Source organism: Streptomyces sp. NBC_00271, assembly GCF_036178845.1.
In the GTDB taxonomy this organism is placed as follows: domain Bacteria; phylum Actinomycetota; class Actinomycetes; order Streptomycetales; family Streptomycetaceae; genus Streptomyces.
Map to the genome: position 1 here is coordinate 541,069 of NZ_CP108070.1, position 17,689 is coordinate 558,757.

16 protein-coding genes are annotated in these 17,689 nt (G+C 70.0%); 9 read left to right on the forward strand and 7 right to left on the reverse strand.

Annotation, left to right across the window (positions count from 1 at the left end):
• Positions 1 to 52 precede the first annotated feature (52 nt).
• Both OG798_RS02870 and OG798_RS02875 read left to right on the forward strand, forming a co-directional pair.
• Positions 53 to 283 carry a hypothetical protein gene (locus OG798_RS02870; RefSeq protein WP_121413687.1) on the forward strand — a complete coding sequence of 77 codons (231 nt, stop codon included), beginning with the start codon at positions 53 to 55 and terminating at the stop codon, positions 281 to 283.
• Positions 280 to 504, forward strand: a complete 225-nt coding sequence (locus OG798_RS02875) for a LexA family protein (RefSeq protein ID WP_328756130.1) — start codon at positions 280 to 282, stop codon at positions 502 to 504. Before OG798_RS02870 ends, OG798_RS02875 begins: the two co-directional genes overlap by 4 nt.
• Before the next feature lie 35 nt (positions 505 to 539).
• On the opposite strand, the gene OG798_RS02880 is transcribed toward OG798_RS02875, so the two are convergent.
• Together OG798_RS02880 and OG798_RS02885 are read right to left on the reverse strand one after the other, a co-directional pair.
• Positions 540 to 1,547, reverse strand: a complete 1,008-nt coding sequence (locus tag OG798_RS02880; RefSeq protein ID WP_328756131.1) for an ATP-dependent DNA ligase — start codon at positions 1,545 to 1,547, stop codon at positions 540 to 542.
• A 145-nt stretch (positions 1,548 to 1,692) separates the two neighbouring features.
• Positions 1,693 to 2,529, reverse strand: coding sequence for a carbamoyltransferase C-terminal domain-containing protein (locus tag OG798_RS02885; protein ID WP_328759973.1), 837 nt, complete (start codon positions 2,527 to 2,529; stop codon positions 1,693 to 1,695).
• Positions 2,530 to 2,655: 126 nt separating this feature from the next.
• On the opposite strand from OG798_RS02885, the gene OG798_RS02890 reads away from it, so the two are divergent.
• Complete coding sequence (locus tag OG798_RS02890; protein WP_328756132.1) at positions 2,656 to 2,928, forward strand: hypothetical protein; 273 nt, start codon at positions 2,656 to 2,658, stop codon at positions 2,926 to 2,928.
• Positions 2,929 to 3,187: 259 nt separating this feature from the next.
• Here the strand turns inward: OG798_RS02890 and OG798_RS02895 are convergent, their stop codons facing one another.
• Positions 3,188 to 6,937, reverse strand: coding sequence for a S8 family serine peptidase (locus OG798_RS02895; protein WP_328756134.1), 3,750 nt, complete (start codon positions 6,935 to 6,937; stop codon positions 3,188 to 3,190).
• Positions 6,938 to 7,183: 246 nt separating this feature from the next.
• On the opposite strand from OG798_RS02895, the gene OG798_RS02900 reads away from it, so the two are divergent.
• From OG798_RS02900 to OG798_RS02915, 4 genes are all read left to right on the forward strand, one after another.
• Positions 7,184 to 8,152, forward strand: a complete 969-nt coding sequence (locus OG798_RS02900; protein ID WP_121413721.1) for a helix-turn-helix domain-containing protein — start codon at positions 7,184 to 7,186, stop codon at positions 8,150 to 8,152.
• A 9-nt stretch (positions 8,153 to 8,161) separates the two neighbouring features.
• Complete coding sequence (locus OG798_RS02905) at positions 8,162 to 8,554, forward strand: hypothetical protein (RefSeq protein WP_328756135.1); 393 nt, start codon at positions 8,162 to 8,164, stop codon at positions 8,552 to 8,554.
• Positions 8,555 to 8,959: 405 nt separating this feature from the next.
• On the forward strand, positions 8,960 to 10,576 hold the full coding sequence (locus OG798_RS02910; RefSeq protein WP_328756136.1) for an IS1182 family transposase: 1,617 nt from the start codon (positions 8,960 to 8,962) through the stop codon (positions 10,574 to 10,576).
• A 217-nt stretch (positions 10,577 to 10,793) separates the two neighbouring features.
• Positions 10,794 to 11,675, forward strand: coding sequence for an NmrA/HSCARG family protein (locus OG798_RS02915; RefSeq protein WP_095850775.1), 882 nt, complete (start codon positions 10,794 to 10,796; stop codon positions 11,673 to 11,675).
• A gap of 116 nt (positions 11,676 to 11,791) precedes the next feature.
• On the opposite strand, the gene OG798_RS02920 is transcribed toward OG798_RS02915, so the two are convergent.
• Entirely contained in the window at positions 11,792 to 12,325 is a 534-nt protein-coding gene (locus OG798_RS02920; protein ID WP_120986762.1) for a pentapeptide repeat-containing protein, read from the reverse strand.
• Positions 12,326 to 12,553: 228 nt separating this feature from the next.
• Between OG798_RS02920 and OG798_RS02925 the strand changes: the two genes are divergently transcribed.
• Positions 12,554 to 13,495 (forward strand): NAD-dependent epimerase/dehydratase family protein, encoded by a 942-nt coding sequence (locus tag OG798_RS02925; RefSeq protein ID WP_095850777.1) that lies wholly within the window; start codon positions 12,554 to 12,556, stop codon positions 13,493 to 13,495.
• 46 nt (positions 13,496 to 13,541) lie between these two features.
• Positions 13,542 to 14,432 (forward strand): RNA polymerase sigma-70 factor, encoded by an 891-nt coding sequence (locus OG798_RS02930; protein WP_095850778.1) that lies wholly within the window; start codon positions 13,542 to 13,544, stop codon positions 14,430 to 14,432.
• 23 nt (positions 14,433 to 14,455) lie between these two features.
• Here OG798_RS02930 and OG798_RS02935 read toward each other — a convergent pair whose 3' ends face one another.
• From OG798_RS02935 to OG798_RS02945, 3 genes are all read right to left on the reverse strand, one after another.
• On the reverse strand, positions 14,456 to 15,484 hold the full coding sequence (locus OG798_RS02935; protein WP_328756138.1) for an aldo/keto reductase: 1,029 nt from the start codon (positions 15,482 to 15,484) through the stop codon (positions 14,456 to 14,458).
• Positions 15,484 to 16,377, reverse strand: a complete 894-nt coding sequence (locus tag OG798_RS02940; RefSeq protein ID WP_183126946.1) for an alpha/beta hydrolase — start codon at positions 16,375 to 16,377, stop codon at positions 15,484 to 15,486. The genes OG798_RS02935 and OG798_RS02940 overlap by 1 nt, the downstream gene beginning before the upstream one ends.
• Before the next feature lie 99 nt (positions 16,378 to 16,476).
• Positions 16,477 to 17,325 carry a helix-turn-helix domain-containing protein gene (locus OG798_RS02945; RefSeq protein ID WP_120986756.1) on the reverse strand — a complete coding sequence of 283 codons (849 nt, stop codon included), beginning with the start codon at positions 17,323 to 17,325 and terminating at the stop codon, positions 16,477 to 16,479.
• Positions 17,326 to 17,689: the final 364 nt, after the last annotated feature.

A 17,689-nucleotide genomic window follows, 5' to 3' on the forward strand; every position in this document is an offset into this window, starting at 1 on the left:
CAGCGCATCGACTTGGCCACCAGAAAATCGAACATGTGGCCTAATTGTTGGCATGGAGCACGCACCCTTCCCCCCTGACCTGATCGAGCTCCAGGCGGAGTGGCAGCTCACGTATGCGGTGCTGGCCGTGCCGCACCCGGTGCACAACACCGCGCTGCGCCGCCGCCTGCAGACCCTGTCCGGCCGGCTGCTGTTTCACCCGTACTGGTCCGGCCCGGGACGGACGCCGGCGGCGCGCGTGGAGCTGCGCCGCCAAGCCCGCGCCGTGGGGTGGCGGCCGTGAACCGGCGCCCGGAGCACCTCACGGCACGGGAGGAGCAGATCCTGCGGTGCATACGGCGGTGGATCGAGGAACGCGGTGAGGGCCCGTCGGTCCGGCAGCTTGCCGACGACATCGGGCTCAGCGGCACGGCGTCGGTCGCCTACCACCTCGGCAATCTTGAAGAACGCGGCGCCCTGGTACGCGACGGGCGAGGCTGGCGCACCTGCCGCCTGGTGCGGTGACCGCGCACTCACGGACGAAGCCGCTGGCCTGCGGCTCAGGGAGCGCAGGGCAGGTTGTCGGCCGTGAGGTCGCCTCGGACGCGCAGCACGCGGGGGCGGTGCCGGAACCGCCCCAACTCGCGGGGGCCGGTCTGGTCGGCCTCGATCTCCACGACCACGTCGGGGATCACGGGCCGGTAGTGCACCGGATCGGCGCCGGGCAGTCCGCCCACGGTCCCGGGCAGCTCCGCCTCCGTGTCCCCGGCCGGCCGCAGCAGCGGGAGCAGCTCGTGGCGTACCGCCTGGCCGAGGGGGAGGCTCACTCCCACGGCCCGCATCTGGCCTCCGCGGTGCGGCAGGCCGAGGATGAGGCACTGCGTTGCGGGAGTACGGCCGCTCACCCCGAGGACCGCGGCCTCGCTGGTGTGCATCTGCCTCCACTTCAGCCACCCCGAGCCGTGACCTGCGACGTAGGGCCGGTTGGGTTTCATCACGATGCCCTCCACGCCGCCCAGGGCGCCCGCCCAGGCCAGGGCCGTCGCGACGCTGCCGGTGACCGGGACCGGGCGGATCGCGGGCGGTCCGCCCTCCAGCAGGTCCAGCAGCCGCCTGCGGCGCTCCGCGTACGGCTTCGGCCGCCAGTCCGTGTCACCGACGGCCAGGACATCGAAGGCGGCCAGGTGGACCGTGAAGCCCTCGCCCGGCCGGGGGCCGCGCCCGGAGCGGGACTGCAGCTTCCCGAACGCCAGCTCCCCGCTGTCGAGGACCGCCACCAGCTCGCCGTCCAGCACGCAGTCCGGCAGCGCACGTGACGCCTGGGCGATGTCCGCGAACGCGGCGCTCAAGTCGGTACCGTGCCTGCTCCACAGCCGGCCCGCGCTTGCCCTGACCTGGCAGCGCCATCCGTCGAACTTCGGCTCGAGAGCAGCAATACCGGGGCCGCCACGGACTTGATCGACGGATCGGCACAGAGCCAGGGACACGGGAAGATCGAAAGGCGGCACGCCCCATCGGTACCCGCCGCGCGCCCGTTGCCGGGGCAGGCGGCCAGGTTTCACCTGCATACCCCGTCACAACGGCAGCCGGTGCCGAGCCGCTACATCAGCAGGGATCAGGTGGTCGGCAACGCTCAGACCCGGGCAGCCGGCGGACAGGACTGCTCACTTCCTGCATCCTGCTGGTGCAGGCCGTCCCTTGGGCGCCTCGTCCTCAAGTCAAAACGATGGGCTGTTCGGGCGTGCAGCCTTCAGCGACAGCAGCAACCAGGTCGGCGAGTCCCAGCGGGTACACCGCTTCGGTGGTGGAACGGAGTTGGTCCCGGGTCCACCACCGGTACTCCCGAATGTTGTCGGGCTGCGTGGCACGGGCCGGGTCGACGTCGGCTGGGTCGACGTAAGCGAGGAAGTACCCCTCGATCTGGCGGACTTCACGCCCGCCGACCAGGTGGTCCTTGCTGCGCTCCGCGAGCTGCACGCCCAGTTCGACCGTCTTCTCATCGATGCCGAGTTCCTCGTGCAGCTCGCGGCGCGTCGCGGCGCGTGGGTGTTCACCCTCCTCGAGGGAGCCGCCAGGCGTGGCCCAGAAGCCGCCGTTCTCGTCATAGCGGAGGAGGAGAACGCGCAGGTCGGCGTCGAGGACGACGGCGCGGGCGGCTTCCCTCAAGGGCCGGGTGGAGGTCGTCATCCCGTTCAGTGTTGCAGGCCTGGGTGGCCCGATGCACGCCGCGTCCAGGTCGCAGGCCTGGACCGTGGCGAGGGTATGGGCGGGTGTTTGGACGAGGGGCTCGCGGTTGGTATAGCTGGTGTTCAGGACGAGAGGGAGGCCGGTGAACTGGTGGAAGTGCTCGATCAGTACTCCGTAGGCGGGTGCGGTGGCGGGGTCGACGGTCTGGACACGGGCGGTGCCGTCGACGTGCAGGACTCCGGCGATCTTGTCGACGTAGTCGGGTCCGATGGGCCGGGCCGACAGCATGAAAGGGCTGGGCACGTTGAGGTCGAACCAGGTGGAAGCGCGGTCGGTGAGGACAGCCGCTACCAGTTGAACCAGGGCGTGTTCCGAATGTGCTGATCACAGCCACTCGTTGCTGGCCGTCTCCGAGAACCCTCGCCCGTAGCGGACGGCAAGCTTCGTACCGCCATCAAGAGACAAAGTGAGTATTCATATAGTCACGGCATGAGCAGAACAGTCATGTGGCTTCTGGCATGCGTCGGGGCCAGCGCGATCCTGTGGTTGCTGACCAGCGCGCCGGACATCAGCTCGGCTTACCCTCGCTCCAAGTGCCACTCCGTCCTCGGCACCGAATGGACCCCTGCATACGGGTCGATGGAGGAAGGAGTGGAGGCGACGTGTGCCTCCTTCCAGTCGCGCCGCCTGGGCTGGGCGGTGCTGGTGTCGGTGCCGACGGTAGCGCTCGCGTCTGCAGGGATGCGTAGCCGAAGCGCGTGACGTTGCCCCGCCCGAAGTCTCCGGGCAGGACTCAGCCAGCGCGTAACGTGACAACGTCGGCCTGACGGGACCCGCTGAACGCCTCGGCCCGTGGAGGCGGCGGTCTACGACCGCCCGACGATTCTGAAGCGCCATGTCCCTGAGCACCCCCGCCGACGCGCCACGCCGCCCGGGACCGCCGGAGCGGCGAACGGTCCGTCCGTGGTCGTGCGACCACGAACGGACCGACCTTCACTTGCGCGCGATCCGCGGCTGTGCGTCAGCGCAGGCCGAACGCCCGAATCACCGTCTGGTGCACCGCGTTGCCCGCCGAGTCCTCGGCGCTCGCCCTGAGCGACACATACGACGCCTTCTTCGGCGCGTCCAGGCGGTACCGCCCGTCGTGATCACAGGTGGCCCTGTGCCACGTCGTGCCGTCGTCGTAGGACAGCTCCAGGGTGACCGCGCCGACCCGGCCGGCGCCGACGGCACCCGGCAGCTGGGCGGCGGTGGCGGACAGGGTGTCGTGCCGTCCGGCCCGCCCGGCCGGGTCGGTGCCGACCTCGTAGTCGATCTGCACCAGCGGCAGCACCGCGTCGGAGCCGTCCGCCGTCGCCTTCGAGGTGAAGTCCCACTCGGTGCGCGTGCTGGAGGAGTACGGGGTGAACGTCACGTCGCGCGTGCCGGTGACGATCAGCCGGTACGGCAGCTTGCCGCCGCCGGGTGCGTCGCCCGAGACGTTCGTGAAGGTTCCCGTGCCCAACTCCGTGGTGCCCTGGTAGAGGGTCTGCCGCTGCTGTGCCGCGCCGTCGATCTGGTTCATGCCGACGTGGTTGCGGCTGCCCCAGGCGGGGGTGTCGATGTACAAGTGGTCACCCGTGCGCGTGGGCAGACTGTAGACGTCGTTCAGGTAGGGCCGTTCGATCGGCTTGAACCACTCCTCGGACTGCGTGCTGCCCGCCCGGTAGGAAGTCTTGGCCCCGGCTTCGAAGACCATGCCGTCCGCATACGCGCTCTGGCTCCAGCTGTTGAAGCCCCCGGTGGAGACCCAGTCGGTGCGCTTCCCCCGCACCGGCTCCGGCATCATCTGGCCGATGGCCCAGTTGTTGTACGTGGGCCAGTCGAACCGGAACTCGCCGCCAGTGCTTCCCGGGGCCGGGCTGTCGAAGGTCTCGTCGACCCGGGCGAGGTTCTTGGAACTGCCCTGCACCACCATGCGGGCGGGGATCTCGTTGTGCCAGGTCTGGTCGAGGTCGTAAACGTACGGGCTCACGGGCGCGGAGCCGACCGTGACCGAAGCGCCTCGGACCTGGGCCTGCCGGACGAGCTTCTCGCCCTCGTCGGTGCTGAGCAGGCCCACGTCGAGCGGGATGGGCGATGAACTGAACGGGGCGTTGTAGGCGCGGAAGCCGCGGCCGTCCACGTTGTTCACGACCAGCATGAGCTTTGCGCCCGCGGCCATCGCGGCGGCCGCCTGGGCCCGGTCGGACACGTCGTCGTTACGGCGTACCACCACGGCCTTGCCGCGCACGTCGAGGCCGACGTAGTCGGTGCTCGCGCCCTGACCGGCGAAGACCAGCGGGAGCTTGACGCTGCCCTCGGGCAGGGGGGTGACGCCGTCCTGGCGCAGCACGTCGGTGAAGTCGGTCGTCCGGGCGGCGACGGACAGTGCGGGCTGCTCCTTGCGCCACCGGGCCGCCAGGTAGAAGTCGCCGTGGGTGACCTTGTGGGTGGTCGGCTGAGCCCACAGGCTGTCGTAGTTGGTCTGGGTCTCCATGTAGTCCCGCCAGATCTGGCCGCCCATCAGGCGGGTGTAGTCCAGTCGCTGGTAGGTCGTGGCGGTCCGCTGAGGGGTCGTCATGTCGATCCGGTCGATCTTGGACGCGTCGAGCGTGACGGTGGTGTCGCGGTCCATTCGGACGTCCGGGTCGCCCAGCAGCGCCATGCCCCACGAGTGGGGACCGTGGACGCCCTGCACCGTCTTGAAGGACAGCACCGAGTACACGTCGTCGGGCAGGTACATCTGCGCCGTACCGGAGTCGTCGATGATGAGGAATTCCGGGGAGTCGTCACCGGACCTGAGCAGTTCGACCACGCCGGACATGGGACGTCCCTGGGCGTCCTTGAACTCCATGGTCAGCTTGTGCTCGACGTCCCCGAGGGAGACGGCGGTGTGCGCCGCGACCTGGCCGGCCGCGGTCTTCGCGACGACCTGGCCGGTGTACCGGCCGCCGGTGGTGACGCCCGAACCGTCGATCGTCACGGTGACACCGGCGCTGCCGTGCGCGGGCACGGCCACCTGGGAGGCGGAGAGCCGGAACACCCCGGCGGGGGCGTGTGCCGCCTCGACGCTCAGCGCGAGGGTCACGGGCGTGTCCGTGGTGTTGGTGTAGGTCACCGGGCGCCGCACGCCGTCGGCGGGATTCTGCGGAACCTGCGCGGCGTACGCGGTCGCCGTGGCGAAGACTCCGGCCTGCGAGGCCGCGGCGACGTCCAGGCGGCCGCTGCCTGCCTGGAAGGCGTCGTACTGCGGGGTCTGCCGGGAACTGCTGGTCAGCAGATCCTTCAGCTGGCTTCCGGTGAGGTCCGGATGAGCGGCGGCCATCAGCGCGGCCGCGCCCGTCACGTGGGGCGTGGCCATGGAGGTGCCGCTCATGGTCTGGTAAGCGCCCCCGCCGTTGCCGTCGAACTGGGAGTTGGCCGCGAGGATGTCGACGCCGGGGGCGGTAATCTCCGGTTTCAGCGCGCCGTCCACGCGGGGACCCTGGCTGGAGAACTCGGCCAGGGAGTCGTCGGAGTCGACGGCACCCACGGTCAGCGCGTCGCTCGCCGCGCCTGGTGCGCCGATGGTGCCGGGTGCCCCCGCGTTGCCGGCGGCGACGACGAACAGCGCGCCGGTCTCGGCGCTGAGCCTGTCGACGGCCTGGCTGAGGGGGTCGCTCCCGTCGGACGCCTGACCGTCACCGAGGCTCATGTTGATGACCTTGGCGTGCTGGTCGACCGCGGCCCATTCCATGCCGGCCAGGACCCAGGAGGTCTGACCGGACCCGGTGTCGTCCAGCACCTTGCCGATGTCGAGGCGGGCGCCGGGGGCGACACCCTTCTCCCTGCCGTCGGAGGCCGCGCCGCTACCGGCGATGATGGACGCGACATGCGTGCCGTGACCGACGTGGTCGTCCGTGTTCTCGTCCGGTACGAAGCTCTGCCGGCCCGCGATGCGGTCCGCGAGGTCGGGGTGTCCCGCGTCGACGCCGGTGTCGAGGACAGCCACGTCCACGCCCTGTCCGGTGTTGCCGTCCGCCCAGACCTGGGGGGCACCGATCTGCGCCGTGCTGTCGGCGAGGTCGGCATGGACTAGGCCGTCCAGCCAGATGTGCGCGATCCTGTCGGCGAAGGCCGGTGCGGCGGACTGCTTGCGGGCTCCGTCGGTCGTCGCCGTCCCGGCCACGGACTTCCAGAAGTCCGCGGCGTGCGAGCGGTCCGCGGTGAGGGCGGCGCCGTTGATGCCGTCGAGGGTACGGACCCGGGTCGCCCCGTCGGGCAGAGCGGCGGCCTCGCGGCGCGTGTCGGCGGAGTGCGTGTACGAGACGATGAGCGGCAGCCGGTCACGGTGCGCGTCGTCGTACCTGTCGGCGATCATGGCCGTGATGTTGAACAGCTGCCGGTCCAGGATGCCCTTGGCCACGAAGGGCAGCACGGACCGGGGGAACACGTAGAGGTCGTCGCCGGACGTCAGGATGTGGGTCTCCACCGGGCGCCCGTCGGCACCGCGGACGCTGACGATCCCTCCGGTCCCGTTGTCGGTGCCGGGACTCCGCCGGGTGGTGACCACGTCACCGGTGATCAGCGTGACGGAGTGGGCGCCGGCGGGCACCCGGTCGGACGTGGATGCAGTGGACGGGGAGCCGACGGCGTCGGAACGGGCTGCTGAGGACGCAACGGCCAGCGCGTCGTAGGGGCCGGCCAGCGCGAGTACCAGAGCGCCGGCGGCAACCGGCACACTCCAGCGTCTGCGGTGGTGTGCTTTCACAAGGTCTCTCCCGGCTCTGCAGTCGGGCAGAGCACGGTCGTCCTCTGCCGTTCAAGTGGCGCCGCCTGACCGGTCGTAGGCACCGAGGGTGCTCCGAGCCCTTCCACAGGTGACGTGAACGTTCAGAGTGAAAGCTTGTGAACGACGAATGTCTAGATCAAACTCGTGTCGCACATCGCCAGTTGGCGATTTGCGTCACGACCGTCCCGACTGCTCGCCGGGCGGTGATCACTGGGAGGGCGGCCGGTGCTGAGCACCCTGGGGATCAGCGAGTTCGACGAACGGGTCTACCGCGCCTATCTGACCAAGTCCGACCGCACGACCGCGGAGATCGCCGAGACCCTTGGCACCACGCCCAGCCGGATCAGGCGCACCGTCTCCCGGTTGGTGGAACTGGGCATGCTGAGAAAGGAAGGACACGGCCAGTACCGGCCGGTCAGCCCGCACACCGCGCTGAGGGCACTGCTGGCCAGACGCCGAGCCGAGACCGAGGCGGCGTTCACCGCGGTGTGGGGCACCGTCGACGACCTGGCGGACGAATACCGCGCCCGTCGGCTGCAGGAAGATCCGACCGGACTGGTGGAAGTGATCACCGGCGAGACGGAGATCACGCTGCGCGTCGCCGAACTGATGCAGTCGGTCCGCACCCATTTCTGGGTTCTCGATCGACCCCCCTATCTGGGCCCCTACAGCACCGAGTTGGAGGAGGCCCTGACGATGGACCTGCTGGGCCGTGGCGTCGACATACGGTCGGTCTACACCCCGGAGGCACTGGCGCTGCCGGCCCGTTTCGAGCTGATCACCCACCTCGCCCGGATCGGCGAGCAGGCCCGCATCCTGCCGGCCCTGCCGTTCAGACTGCGCATCATGGACCGACGCGTCGCGCTGGTCGCGCTGGTCCCGGGCCGCTACGACAGGATCGCCGTCGTCCACCAGTCGGGCCTGCTCGACGCACTCCTCGAGTTGTTCGACTCCTACTGGCAGCGTGCGCAGTCCCTCGTCGCGACCGATCCGGCGACGCCCGACGGGCCGAGCGCGCAGGACCTCCTGCTGCTGAAGATGATGCAGGCGGGATACAAGGACCAGGCAATCGCCCGGCAGTTGGGGACGAGCGCGCGCACCGTGACCCGCCGGATCGCGGCGATCGCGTCCGGGCTCGGCCTCGACACCCGCTTTCAGATGGGAGTCGAGGCCGCCAAGAGGGGCTGGATCTGAGCCCCGGCGTTGGTCACCGTCGGCCGGCGGCACCCGGAGCTGATCAGCGAGGCCGACGAACACGCGCAGCGCCGCCATCTGCGACGGGATCAGCTCCACCAACTCCCGGTCCGGGGCTGCCTCGACGGGCGGGGGCTCGGCCCGGGGCCGGGAGCAGCCGTAGGTGAGGGTGTCGTGGCCGTACGGCGTCAGGCGGGCCGCCCACCGCACGGGCCGGCCCTCCAGAGCCGACAGCTCCGCGCGGTCCTCCGGGCAGGCGAGCTCCACCAGGCCCTGGTTCTCCAGGGCGTTCACCTGCTGCTGGTGCGGCGGAAGGAGCTCCGTGTCCAGTGTCCAGCCGTGCTCAGCCGCCTGACCGCGGGCAAGCACGCGGGCGAGCTCACCACGGACGGACCCGCATGACCTCCATCAGGCTCATGAGGTTGGTGGCGCGCTCGCGTCAGTCTGGCGTTCGCGCTGCTTCTTCTTGATCCAGTCGTGCATCGCTTCGACAAGCGCGTCCGACGGGGTGCGGACTTCGGCCTTGGCTAGCGCCTCGAACTCGTCACGGAGTGGCTTGGGGGGCGGAAGCCCATCACCCGTGTCCGCCCCGTCGCCGGTCGCCCCATCACCACTCCAAGATTGACTCTGTCGGGGATCTTGGAGTTTCTCGGTGCGGCAGCATTGTCAACGGGCATGCTCGGGTAGTTCCGATGACCGATGTCGAGGTGCTCGTTGTCCCTTCGTCCACGTTCCGGTGAGCAGGTCCCGTCTCTGACTGCGCAGGTCGCGCGGGCGAGCAACCCGGGCGGCACGACGGCGATATGGGTGAGAGACCGGCTGGACGGGCTGTGGCATGACGAGGACTTCGCCGACTGGTACCCGCGAGACGGGCGTCCGGGTCTCTCGCCTGCTCAACTGGCCACCGTCTGTGTGCTGCAGTTCCTGCTCGGCCTGTCCGACCGGCAGGCCGCCGAGGCGGTCCGCTGCCGCATCGACTTCAAGTACGCCATGGCCATGGAGCTGGACGACCCCGGCTTCCACCACAGCGTGCTGGCCGACTTCCGAGACCGTCTCGCCGAAGACGACCGCGCCGACCGCCTCCTCGACCTCGCGCTAGCTCGCCTCAAGGAAGCCGGCCTGGTGCACGAGCGCACCACTCAGCGCACCGACTCCACCCACGTCCTGGCCGCGGCGCGCGACCTGACCCGCCTGGAGCTGATCACCGAGGCGGTCCGCGCCGCACTCGAAGAAGTCGCCGGCACCTCCCCTCACCTGCTGGACGAGCTGGTCGACGAGGACTGGGGGCGCCGCTACGGCCGACCGGTCCGCCTGGGCAAGAACCCCACCAAGCCCAAGACCAGGATCCTTGCCACCGGAAACGACGCCGTCCGACTCCTGGAACACCTCTACCGGCACGGAGCAGGAGGCCGCACGTCCGGCCCTCGTCTCCAGGCCCTGCGCCAGATCATGGTGCAGAACTACCACCGTGACGCCGCAGGACACCTGCGCTGGCGCACCGCCGAGAAGGAAGGCGGACCCGGGCTGCCGCCCTCGTCCCGGGCGGTCGTCTCTCCCTACGACACCTCGGCCCGCTACGCACGGCACGGACACATCATCGGCTGGAAGGGGTTCTCCGCTCACCTGACCGAGACCTGCGCTCCCGACGGCCCCAACGTGATCACGGACGTGGCCACCACCGCGGCCACCACCCACGACAGCAAAGTCCTGCCCGGCATCCACACCCGCCTCTCCCGCCGCGGACTCCTGCCCGCCGAGCACCTGGTCGACGCCGGCTACACCTCCCTGCCCCACCTGGAACAAGCCACCCGTGAACACCAGGTCACCGTCTCCGGGCCACTGCGGAGCAACCCCACCCGTCAGCACCGCCGGGACGAGGGCTTCGCCCGGGACGACTTCCACATCGACTACGACCATCGGCAGGTCACCTGCCCCCAGGGCCAGGTCAGCCAGGGCTGGCACGGCCCCTACCCGACCTCCTCACCCACCGCGGCCCCGCTGATCGTGGCCAGGTTCACCAAAAGCCAGTGCCAGCCCTGCCCGGCCCGCACCCAGTGCACCACCTCCCGCGAAAGCACCCGCACCGTGGGCTTTCCCCCACGAGAACTCCGCGACCTGCAACTCCGCGTCCGCACCGAGCAACAGACACCCGAGTGGAAGACCCGCTACGCGGTCCGCTCCGGAGTGGAGGGCACGGTCAACGAGTTCGCCCACGGACACGGCATGCGACGCTGCCGCTACCGAGGACAGGGAAAGGCCCACATCCAGCACGTCCTGACGGCCATCGCCGTCAACATCGAGCGCCTCAGCGGACTGCCACCAACCGAAGAAGCCCCCACGCCCCGCCGACCGACTGCCTTCCAGAACTACCTCGACCAGCGCGAGATACCCCGGCCGAAGTCCTGGCGAACCCTGGGCAGCTGACCTCGGCGGCACCAAGATCCCCGACAGAGTCAAGCTTAGCGCCCGAGTTGGCCCGCTGAGCGTGATGGTTGGCCCGTGGAGCGGGGCAACGAGCAGTCTGGCGGCCATGATTTAGATCACGGGGGGTGGACCTCAACCTTGGTTGAGGGAGCAGGGTTCTGGGCACCGAGGGATGCCACTTGAGGCACCCAGGACCTGCGCTGTCGAGGAGCCTTAGATGTCTGACAACCGCGTCATTGTGGTGACTGGTGCGACAGGGCGGCAGGGTGGCGCCACCGCGCGCGCACTGCTGTCTCGCGGCTGGACGGTGCACGCACTGGTCCGTGACCCGAACAAGCCCGAGGCACTGGCGCTGAAGGAGGCCGGCGCCGTCCTGGTCCGCGGTGACCTGGACGATGTGGCATCGCTGGATGCGGCCCTGCGCGGCGCGTACGGCGTGTTCAGCGTGCAGACCTTTGCTGGACCGGACGGCTTCGCCGGCGAGATCCGGCAGGGTGAGGCCGTCGCGGAGGCGGCCGCTCGCGCGGGTGTCGCGCACTTCGTCTACAGCTCGGTCGATGGCGCCGACCGCCCCGGCCAGGTGCAGCACTTCGCCAGTAAGGGCGAAGTCGAGCGGCACATCACGGCGCTCGGTCTGCCCGCGACGATCCTGCGGCCAACCTTCTTCATCACCAACTTCGAGCACCTGGGCCCCCAGTGGGTGGACGGCGAGCTCACGCTGACGATGGCGCTGGCCCCGGACACGAAGCTCCAGATGATCACCCCGGGAGACATTGGAGGCATCGCCGCCGACGCATTCGACACCCCGGCCGACTACATGGGGCGCACCGTCGAGATCGCCGCAGACGAGCTGACCGGCCCGCAGCTGGCCGAAGCCTTCGCTCGCGCCGCCGCCCGTCCGGTGCGCTTCACCTCCCAGCCGATCGAGCAGGTACGCGCGCACAGCGAGGAGCTGGCCGCCATGTTCGACTGGTTCAACACGGTCGGCTTCAAGGCCGACCTGGCGACGCTGCGTGCACAGCACCCCGGGCTGACGTCCCTGGAAGCGTGGGTGGGCGAGTACTGGTCAGCGCCTGCAGCACCGGCCTTCGTGGCCTGAGACACGCGTAACCGAGGTTGTACAGACTGAGCGCTTCAATTGGCCGATCGGGCCAACTGAAGCGCTCAGTCACAGTTTCACGAGCGACCACCTATGAAACACGCTGAACGTCATCACTATGTCCCTTCCTGACGCCAGGCTGACGGGAGAAGGAGTCCGTTCGGCAAGGCTGTGGAAGACGTGCCCAACGAAACCAGGCCAGCTGGTGCGGAGCCGCTGGCGCCAGCGAAGTCGACTATGCCGCCAGAGAACACCACGCTGTTGAAGTTGACCGTGCCGTCGGAGAACACCACGCCTGAGAAGTCGACCCTGCCGCCAGAGAACACCGCTGCGCTGCAGCGGCCGGAGAGCTCCCTGCCGGAGAAGTCGACCCTGGCGTCGGAGAACACCGCACGGGAGAAGTTGACCGTGGCGCCGGAGAACACCGCGCCGGAGAAATCGACCAGCGTGCCGTCGGAGAACACCGCGTTGCGAAAGTCGACCGTGCCGCCAGAGAAAACCGCGTTGCCGAAGTCGATCAGGTCAACGTCAAGTTGCCTGCCCCGGAAGCGGACCCTGTCGTGGAACACCGCGCTGCGAAAGTTGACCGTGTCGGAGGCAGCCGGTACAAGATCCGCCGGACAGGCCCTTGAGCCGACCACCTCCACCACCCCTGGGAGGACGGAGTGTCGGCCCAATCCTGGCGATCCGCTTCCTGCCGCGGCCCGGATCGCGCAGCGCGTACCCGGTCAACCGGGCTCGACACCGCTCCCTGGCGCCGTGATCTGGATCACAGCAGCTATCCGTCACGGGATCGTGGGGTCGCCCGTCCTGACGGTGCAAGCGCGCGGCCGACGCCATGCCGGGCCGCCGGACCACGAACTCAGGAGTCCGTCATCATGCGTGTTCTCGTTGCCGGAGCGAGCGGCGTCATCGGTAGCCGTCTCGTCCCCCTGCTCACCGCCGTCGGCCACGACGTGGCCGCTCTGTCCCGCGGCCCCCGCCGCACCGCCGCACTCGAAGCGGTCGGCGCGGACATCGTCACCGCCGACGCGCTCGACCGCGACCAACTGCTCGCCGCGGTACGGCAGGCCGCGCCCGACGCGGTCGTCAACCTGCTCACCGCCATCCCCGCCGACGTCAACCCGCGTCACCTCGCCCGGGACTTCGCGCTCACCAACCGGCTGCGTACGGAGGGCACCCGCAACCTGATGGAGGCCGCGCGTGCGGCGGGTGTGCGGCGGATCGTTGCCCAGGGGCTGGCGTACGGCTATCAGCCGGGCGCCGGACTCGCGAACGAGGACGCCCCGCTGTGGCGAGACGCGACCCCCCGCCAGTTCATGCCGGTGCTCGCGGCGTTGGAGTCGCTGGAGGAGCAGACGGTAACGGCGGGTGGCACCGTCCTGCGGTTCGGGCACCTGTACGGCCCCGGATCCGCGTACGCAGGCGACGGGACCTTCACCGCCCAGGTACGGGCGGGCAAGGTTCCGCTGGTCGGTGGCGGCCATGCGGTGTTCTCGTTCACGCACGCCGACGACGCGGCCACCGCGATCGTCGCCGCACTCGACCGCGACACCCGTGGCGTCCTCAACGTCGTCGACGACGACCCGGCCCCGCTGCACACATGGCTGCCGGTGTTCGCCGCCGGGCTCGGCGCACCCGCGCCCAAGAACGCTCCGGCCGCCCTGGCCCGGCTCGCGGTCGGCGGCTGGGGTGTCGCGTTCATGGACCGACTGCGCGGCGCCGACAACGCCCGGGCCCGACTCGCCCTCAACTGGCGTCCCCGGTACGCCTCCTGGCGCGAGGGCCTGACCGCCACCGATGCCGCCGGGGCGGCATGATGCGGCGGAGCATCCGCTGCATGGAACAACGACGAAGGGTCCACCGATGACCACCACACCACCGGCGGCACCAGAACCCGACACCGTCTTCGAGGAGTACCGGCCGCTGCTCCTGGGCCTCGGATACCGGCTTCTGGGCAGCATGTGGGACGCCGAGGACCTGGTGCAGGAGGCGTATCTACGCTGGTCCGCGGCGGACCGCGCCGAGATCCGCGTCCCACGCGCCTTCCTCGTCACCGTCGTCACGCGCCTGGCCCTGGACCAATTGCGGTCGGCACGCGTGACGCGCGAGGCGTACACCGGGCCGTGGCTGCCCGAACCGGTCGCCTCCGACGCGTTCGGGCCGGCGCAGACCGCCGAGCTGCGGGACTCGCTCGCCTACGCGACGCTGCATCTGATGGAGCGTCTGACCCCGCCGGAGCGGGCGGTGTTCGTGCTGCGGGAGGCTTTCGAGCTGCCCTACGACGAGATCGCCGCGATCGTCGGCGTCACGTCGGCAAACTGCCGTCAGCTGTACAGCCGTGCGGCACGTCACCTCGCCGCCGGCCGCGAACGGTTCCACCCCGACGCGGACGCGCACGGTGAGCTGCTGCGGCGCTTCCTCGATGCGGCGCAGCACGGCCATCTGACCGCCCTGACCGACCTGTTGAGCGAGGACGTGGTGGTCTGGAACGACGGGGGCGGCAAGGTCCGCGCCGCGCTGCGGCCGATCGAGGGGCGCGCGAACGCCCTGGCGTTCCTGATGGGCCTTCTCTCCCGCTACAGCCTGGGCGCCACGCGGCTGGTCGGGGTGAACGACGGCTCGCCGGCGGTGTGGACCGAGATCGACGGCGGCCGCCAGCTCGTCGCGTTCGACGTACGCGGGGACGGCCTGATCCACGGGATCTTCGCCGTCCTCAACCCCGACAAGCTCACGCACGTGGCCCCCCGGTCGTGACCGAGGGCGAACACCGCGCCATGTCAGTACTGTCCGCGGCGGCCGTCGGTCCGCTGCCCGCTGGCTCCGTACACGAAGTCGCTGGTCGTGTCGAGGATGAAGTCCATCGGGAAACCGAGGTCGATCGCGCTCGCCTTGTCGAGCCGGGCGACGGCCTCGTCCGGCAGCGCCAGGTCGATCGCGGCGAGGTTGTCGGCCAGTTGGGCCGGGGCGCGAGCGCCGAGGATGGGGTGGATCCACGGCCGGTGTGCCCTGGTCCACGCGAGGGCGACCTGCGAGGAGGACACCCCGAGTTCGTCGGCGACCGCGTCCACGGCCCGCGCGATCGTCAGGTCGCGTTCGGAGACGGCGGCGCGGTCCACCCGTGACGGACCGTCGTTGCCGGGCCGGGTGAACTTGCCGGACAGTACGCCGGCTGCCAGCGGCGACCATGCGGCCACCGACAGGTCCAGGTTCGCGGCCATGGGAAGGAGTTCCCGCTCGATGTCGCGCTTGACCAGGCTGTAGGGGAGCTGCAGCCCGGCGAACGGTGTCCAGCCGCGCAGTTTGGCCATGGTCTGGGCGCGGGAGATCAGCCAGGCGGGAGCGTCCGAGATACCGATGTACAGCACCTTGCCCGCCCGTACGAGGTCGTCGAGGGCCCGCATCGTCTCCTCGATGGGCGTGTTGGGGTCCCAGATGTGCACCCACAGCAGGTCGATGTAATCGGTGCCCAGGCGCCGCAGGCTTCCCTCCACCGAACGGGCCAGGTTCTTGCGGTGGTTGCCGCTCGCGTTGGGGTCGGTGCCGTCCATGGTCAGCGTGTACTTCGTGGCGAGCACGAAGCGGTCGCGTTCGGATCCCAGCAGTTCGCCGACGATGCGTTCGCTGCTGCCCTCCGTGTACCGGTTGGCCGTGTCGATGACGTTCCCGCCGGCCTCCGCGTACGCGGCGAACATCGCCCGGCACTCCTCCTTGCCGGCACCCCATCCCCAGTCCTCGCCGAACGTCATCGTGCCCAGGAACGCTTCGGAGACCCGCAGCCCGGTCCGGCCCAGCAGTCGGTACCGCATCACAGGCTCGCGTCGAAGAAGGAAACGGCGCGGTCGACGGCCGGCAGGACATACGTATCGTCGTCGTACAGGTCGATGTGGTTGCTCACGTCCAGCACGAGAAGCTCCTTCGGGCCGGCCACCTTGGCGAACGCGGCCTCCGCGTCGGCCACCGGGACGGCCTGGTCACCGCGGCCGTGCACGATCAGCAACGGCGCCGTGACCAGCGGCAGGTACGCGTCCACGTCGAGCGTCAGCTCCTGCAGCACCGACAGCGCGGTGCAGCGGTTCTCCCAGCCGGGGCGGGCGCCGCGCTCGGTGCCGTAGTAGGCGAACGGTTCCGGGCCGGGGTTGCCTGCGGGCATGCCCTCCGGGTTGACCGCGGGCCAGTACGCGACCTCTCCGGTGTCCGCCTGCTGCTGCGCGATCTGCGCGAACTGCCCCATCAGAGCGGCGAAGTTGTCCGCCCCCAACCGCTCGCGGATCAGTGTGGGGTTGTTGTACGCCGCCGCGATGAGCGCCACCGCCTTGACCCGGGGGTCGAACGCGGCGAGTTGTGCGGCATAGATCCCGCCCAGGCACACCCCCGCCACCGCGATCCTCTCGGCATCGACCTCGGGCCGCCCCGCCAGGAATCCCACGGCGCTCCGCAGGTCCGCGACCTTGGCCGTGGCATCCTCCTGCTGGCGCGGCGTGCCCTCGCTGTCGCCCCAGCTGCGGTGGTCGAAGGCCAGGGCCACATATCCGCGCTCGGCGAACCGCGCCGCGTAGTACCCGACCACCTGGTCCTTCACTCCGGAGAACGGGCCCGTCAGCACGACCGCGCCGCGCGGCGCGGTGCCCGGCACGGGCAGATGCAGGTCACCCACGAGCCGGTAACCGTCGCTGTCGAATTCGATCTTCTCGATCGGCACGTGCAGTCCCTTCCATCGTGCCGAGGCATCTCCTCGGCCCAGGAAGAAAACTAGGAGCGGCGGTCACCCGCCGTATTGCACGTTCTTGCCCCGCCCGCGTCAGCGCGGGGCCCGGCCCGTCCACGCCATCCCACGGAACGTCGCCTGGTACACGGCCGGGGTGACGCCGTAAGCCCCCGCGAACACCCGCGTCAGGTGCGACTGATCGTGGAAACCCGTCGCGTACGCAGCCTCGGCGATCGCGCTGCCACGCCGCAACAACTCCCGTGCCCGGTCGAGCCGGAGCCGTAGATGCAGCTTGTGCGGCGGCAGTCCGAACCACGCCGTGCAGACGCGCACGAGCCGGTACTTGCTCACGCCCGCCACCACACTCAGTTCGTCGAGCGTCACATTGCGGGTGAGGTGCGCCCGTAGATACTCGCGTACGACCTCGGGGGCCCGCCGCGCCGCCCCCGTCCCCCTGACTTCGCCCGCCACATCGGGCGCGCGCCGGGCCAGTGCCGCGACGAAGTCCAGAACCCCCGTCTCCCGTGTCAGCGCCGAACCGGGTCGTCCTGCTGGCCCGTACAGGGACCCATGCGCGGCCCGGAACCGGTCAGCGAGGCCCCCATCGTCCCGGATCACCGGATCACCGAATCGCACCATGTCGGGCGCCGCGACCTCGGCGATCAACGACGGCGCCACGCACATGATGAGCCAGCGCGCAGGCCCGGAGCCGTCCGGGCCTCCGGAATGAGCGTCATCGGCGTGCAGAACGACCAACTGGCCCGGGGCCGCCCGGAACGTCGTGCCACGCCGCCGCACGGTGAATCCGGAGTCGAGCACAAGGACGACCTTGAGCTCCTCATGCACATTGCCTTGGTAGGACTGGGCATGCCCCTCCACCACGACGACGTCCGAGACGTCGTCCGGCACTCGGGGAGCCGCTTGCTCATCCACTCCGGGCATGCTCGCAACCCTAGGACCCTGAACGCGATCGCGCTGGCCCGCGAGCGGACCCCCACCGTCATGCTGCTCCACCACTCCACCAGCGACCGCAGTTCAAGGACAAGATCGTGAGACAGAATGCCGTGGCCCCTGAATGAGACAACCGAGAAAAGCGCAGTTCGCCACGGGGGGAACGGGACATTCCGAATGCGGGCCTACAGCGCCGATCACCCCGGCCGGTCTCGTCCTTGCCGATGCCCGGCTGGGTGGAGGGGGCCGTAACCGCCTGCCGGACGGCTCGTTGCTCAAGTGAGCCTGGCGACGTGCCCGCCGTACGGCGCCAGGCTTCCCGTTATCCTCCGGCCAAGGGCGCCCTTACGATGAT

What these genes read in the sequence shown, in the direction of transcription:
- OG798_RS02870 (WP_121413687.1), top strand. Translation starts at nt 53, where the DNA reads ATGGAGCACGCACCCTTCCCCCCTGACCTGATCGAGCTCCAGGCGGAG.
- OG798_RS02880 (WP_328756131.1), bottom strand. Translation starts at nt 1,547, where the DNA reads ATGCAGGTGAAACCTGGCCGCCTGCCCCGGCAACGGGCGCGCGGCGGG.
- OG798_RS02890 (WP_328756132.1), top strand. Translation starts at nt 2,656, where the DNA reads ATGAGCAGAACAGTCATGTGGCTTCTGGCATGCGTCGGGGCCAGCGCG.
- OG798_RS02915 (WP_095850775.1), top strand. Translation starts at nt 10,794, where the DNA reads ATGTCTGACAACCGCGTCATTGTGGTGACTGGTGCGACAGGGCGGCAG.
- OG798_RS02925 (WP_095850777.1), top strand. Translation starts at nt 12,554, where the DNA reads ATGCGTGTTCTCGTTGCCGGAGCGAGCGGCGTCATCGGTAGCCGTCTC.
- OG798_RS02930 (WP_095850778.1), top strand. Translation starts at nt 13,542, where the DNA reads ATGACCACCACACCACCGGCGGCACCAGAACCCGACACCGTCTTCGAG.
- OG798_RS02935 (WP_328756138.1), bottom strand. Translation starts at nt 15,484, where the DNA reads ATGCGGTACCGACTGCTGGGCCGGACCGGGCTGCGGGTCTCCGAAGCG.
- OG798_RS02945 (WP_120986756.1), bottom strand. Translation starts at nt 17,325, where the DNA reads ATGCCCGGAGTGGATGAGCAAGCGGCTCCCCGAGTGCCGGACGACGTC.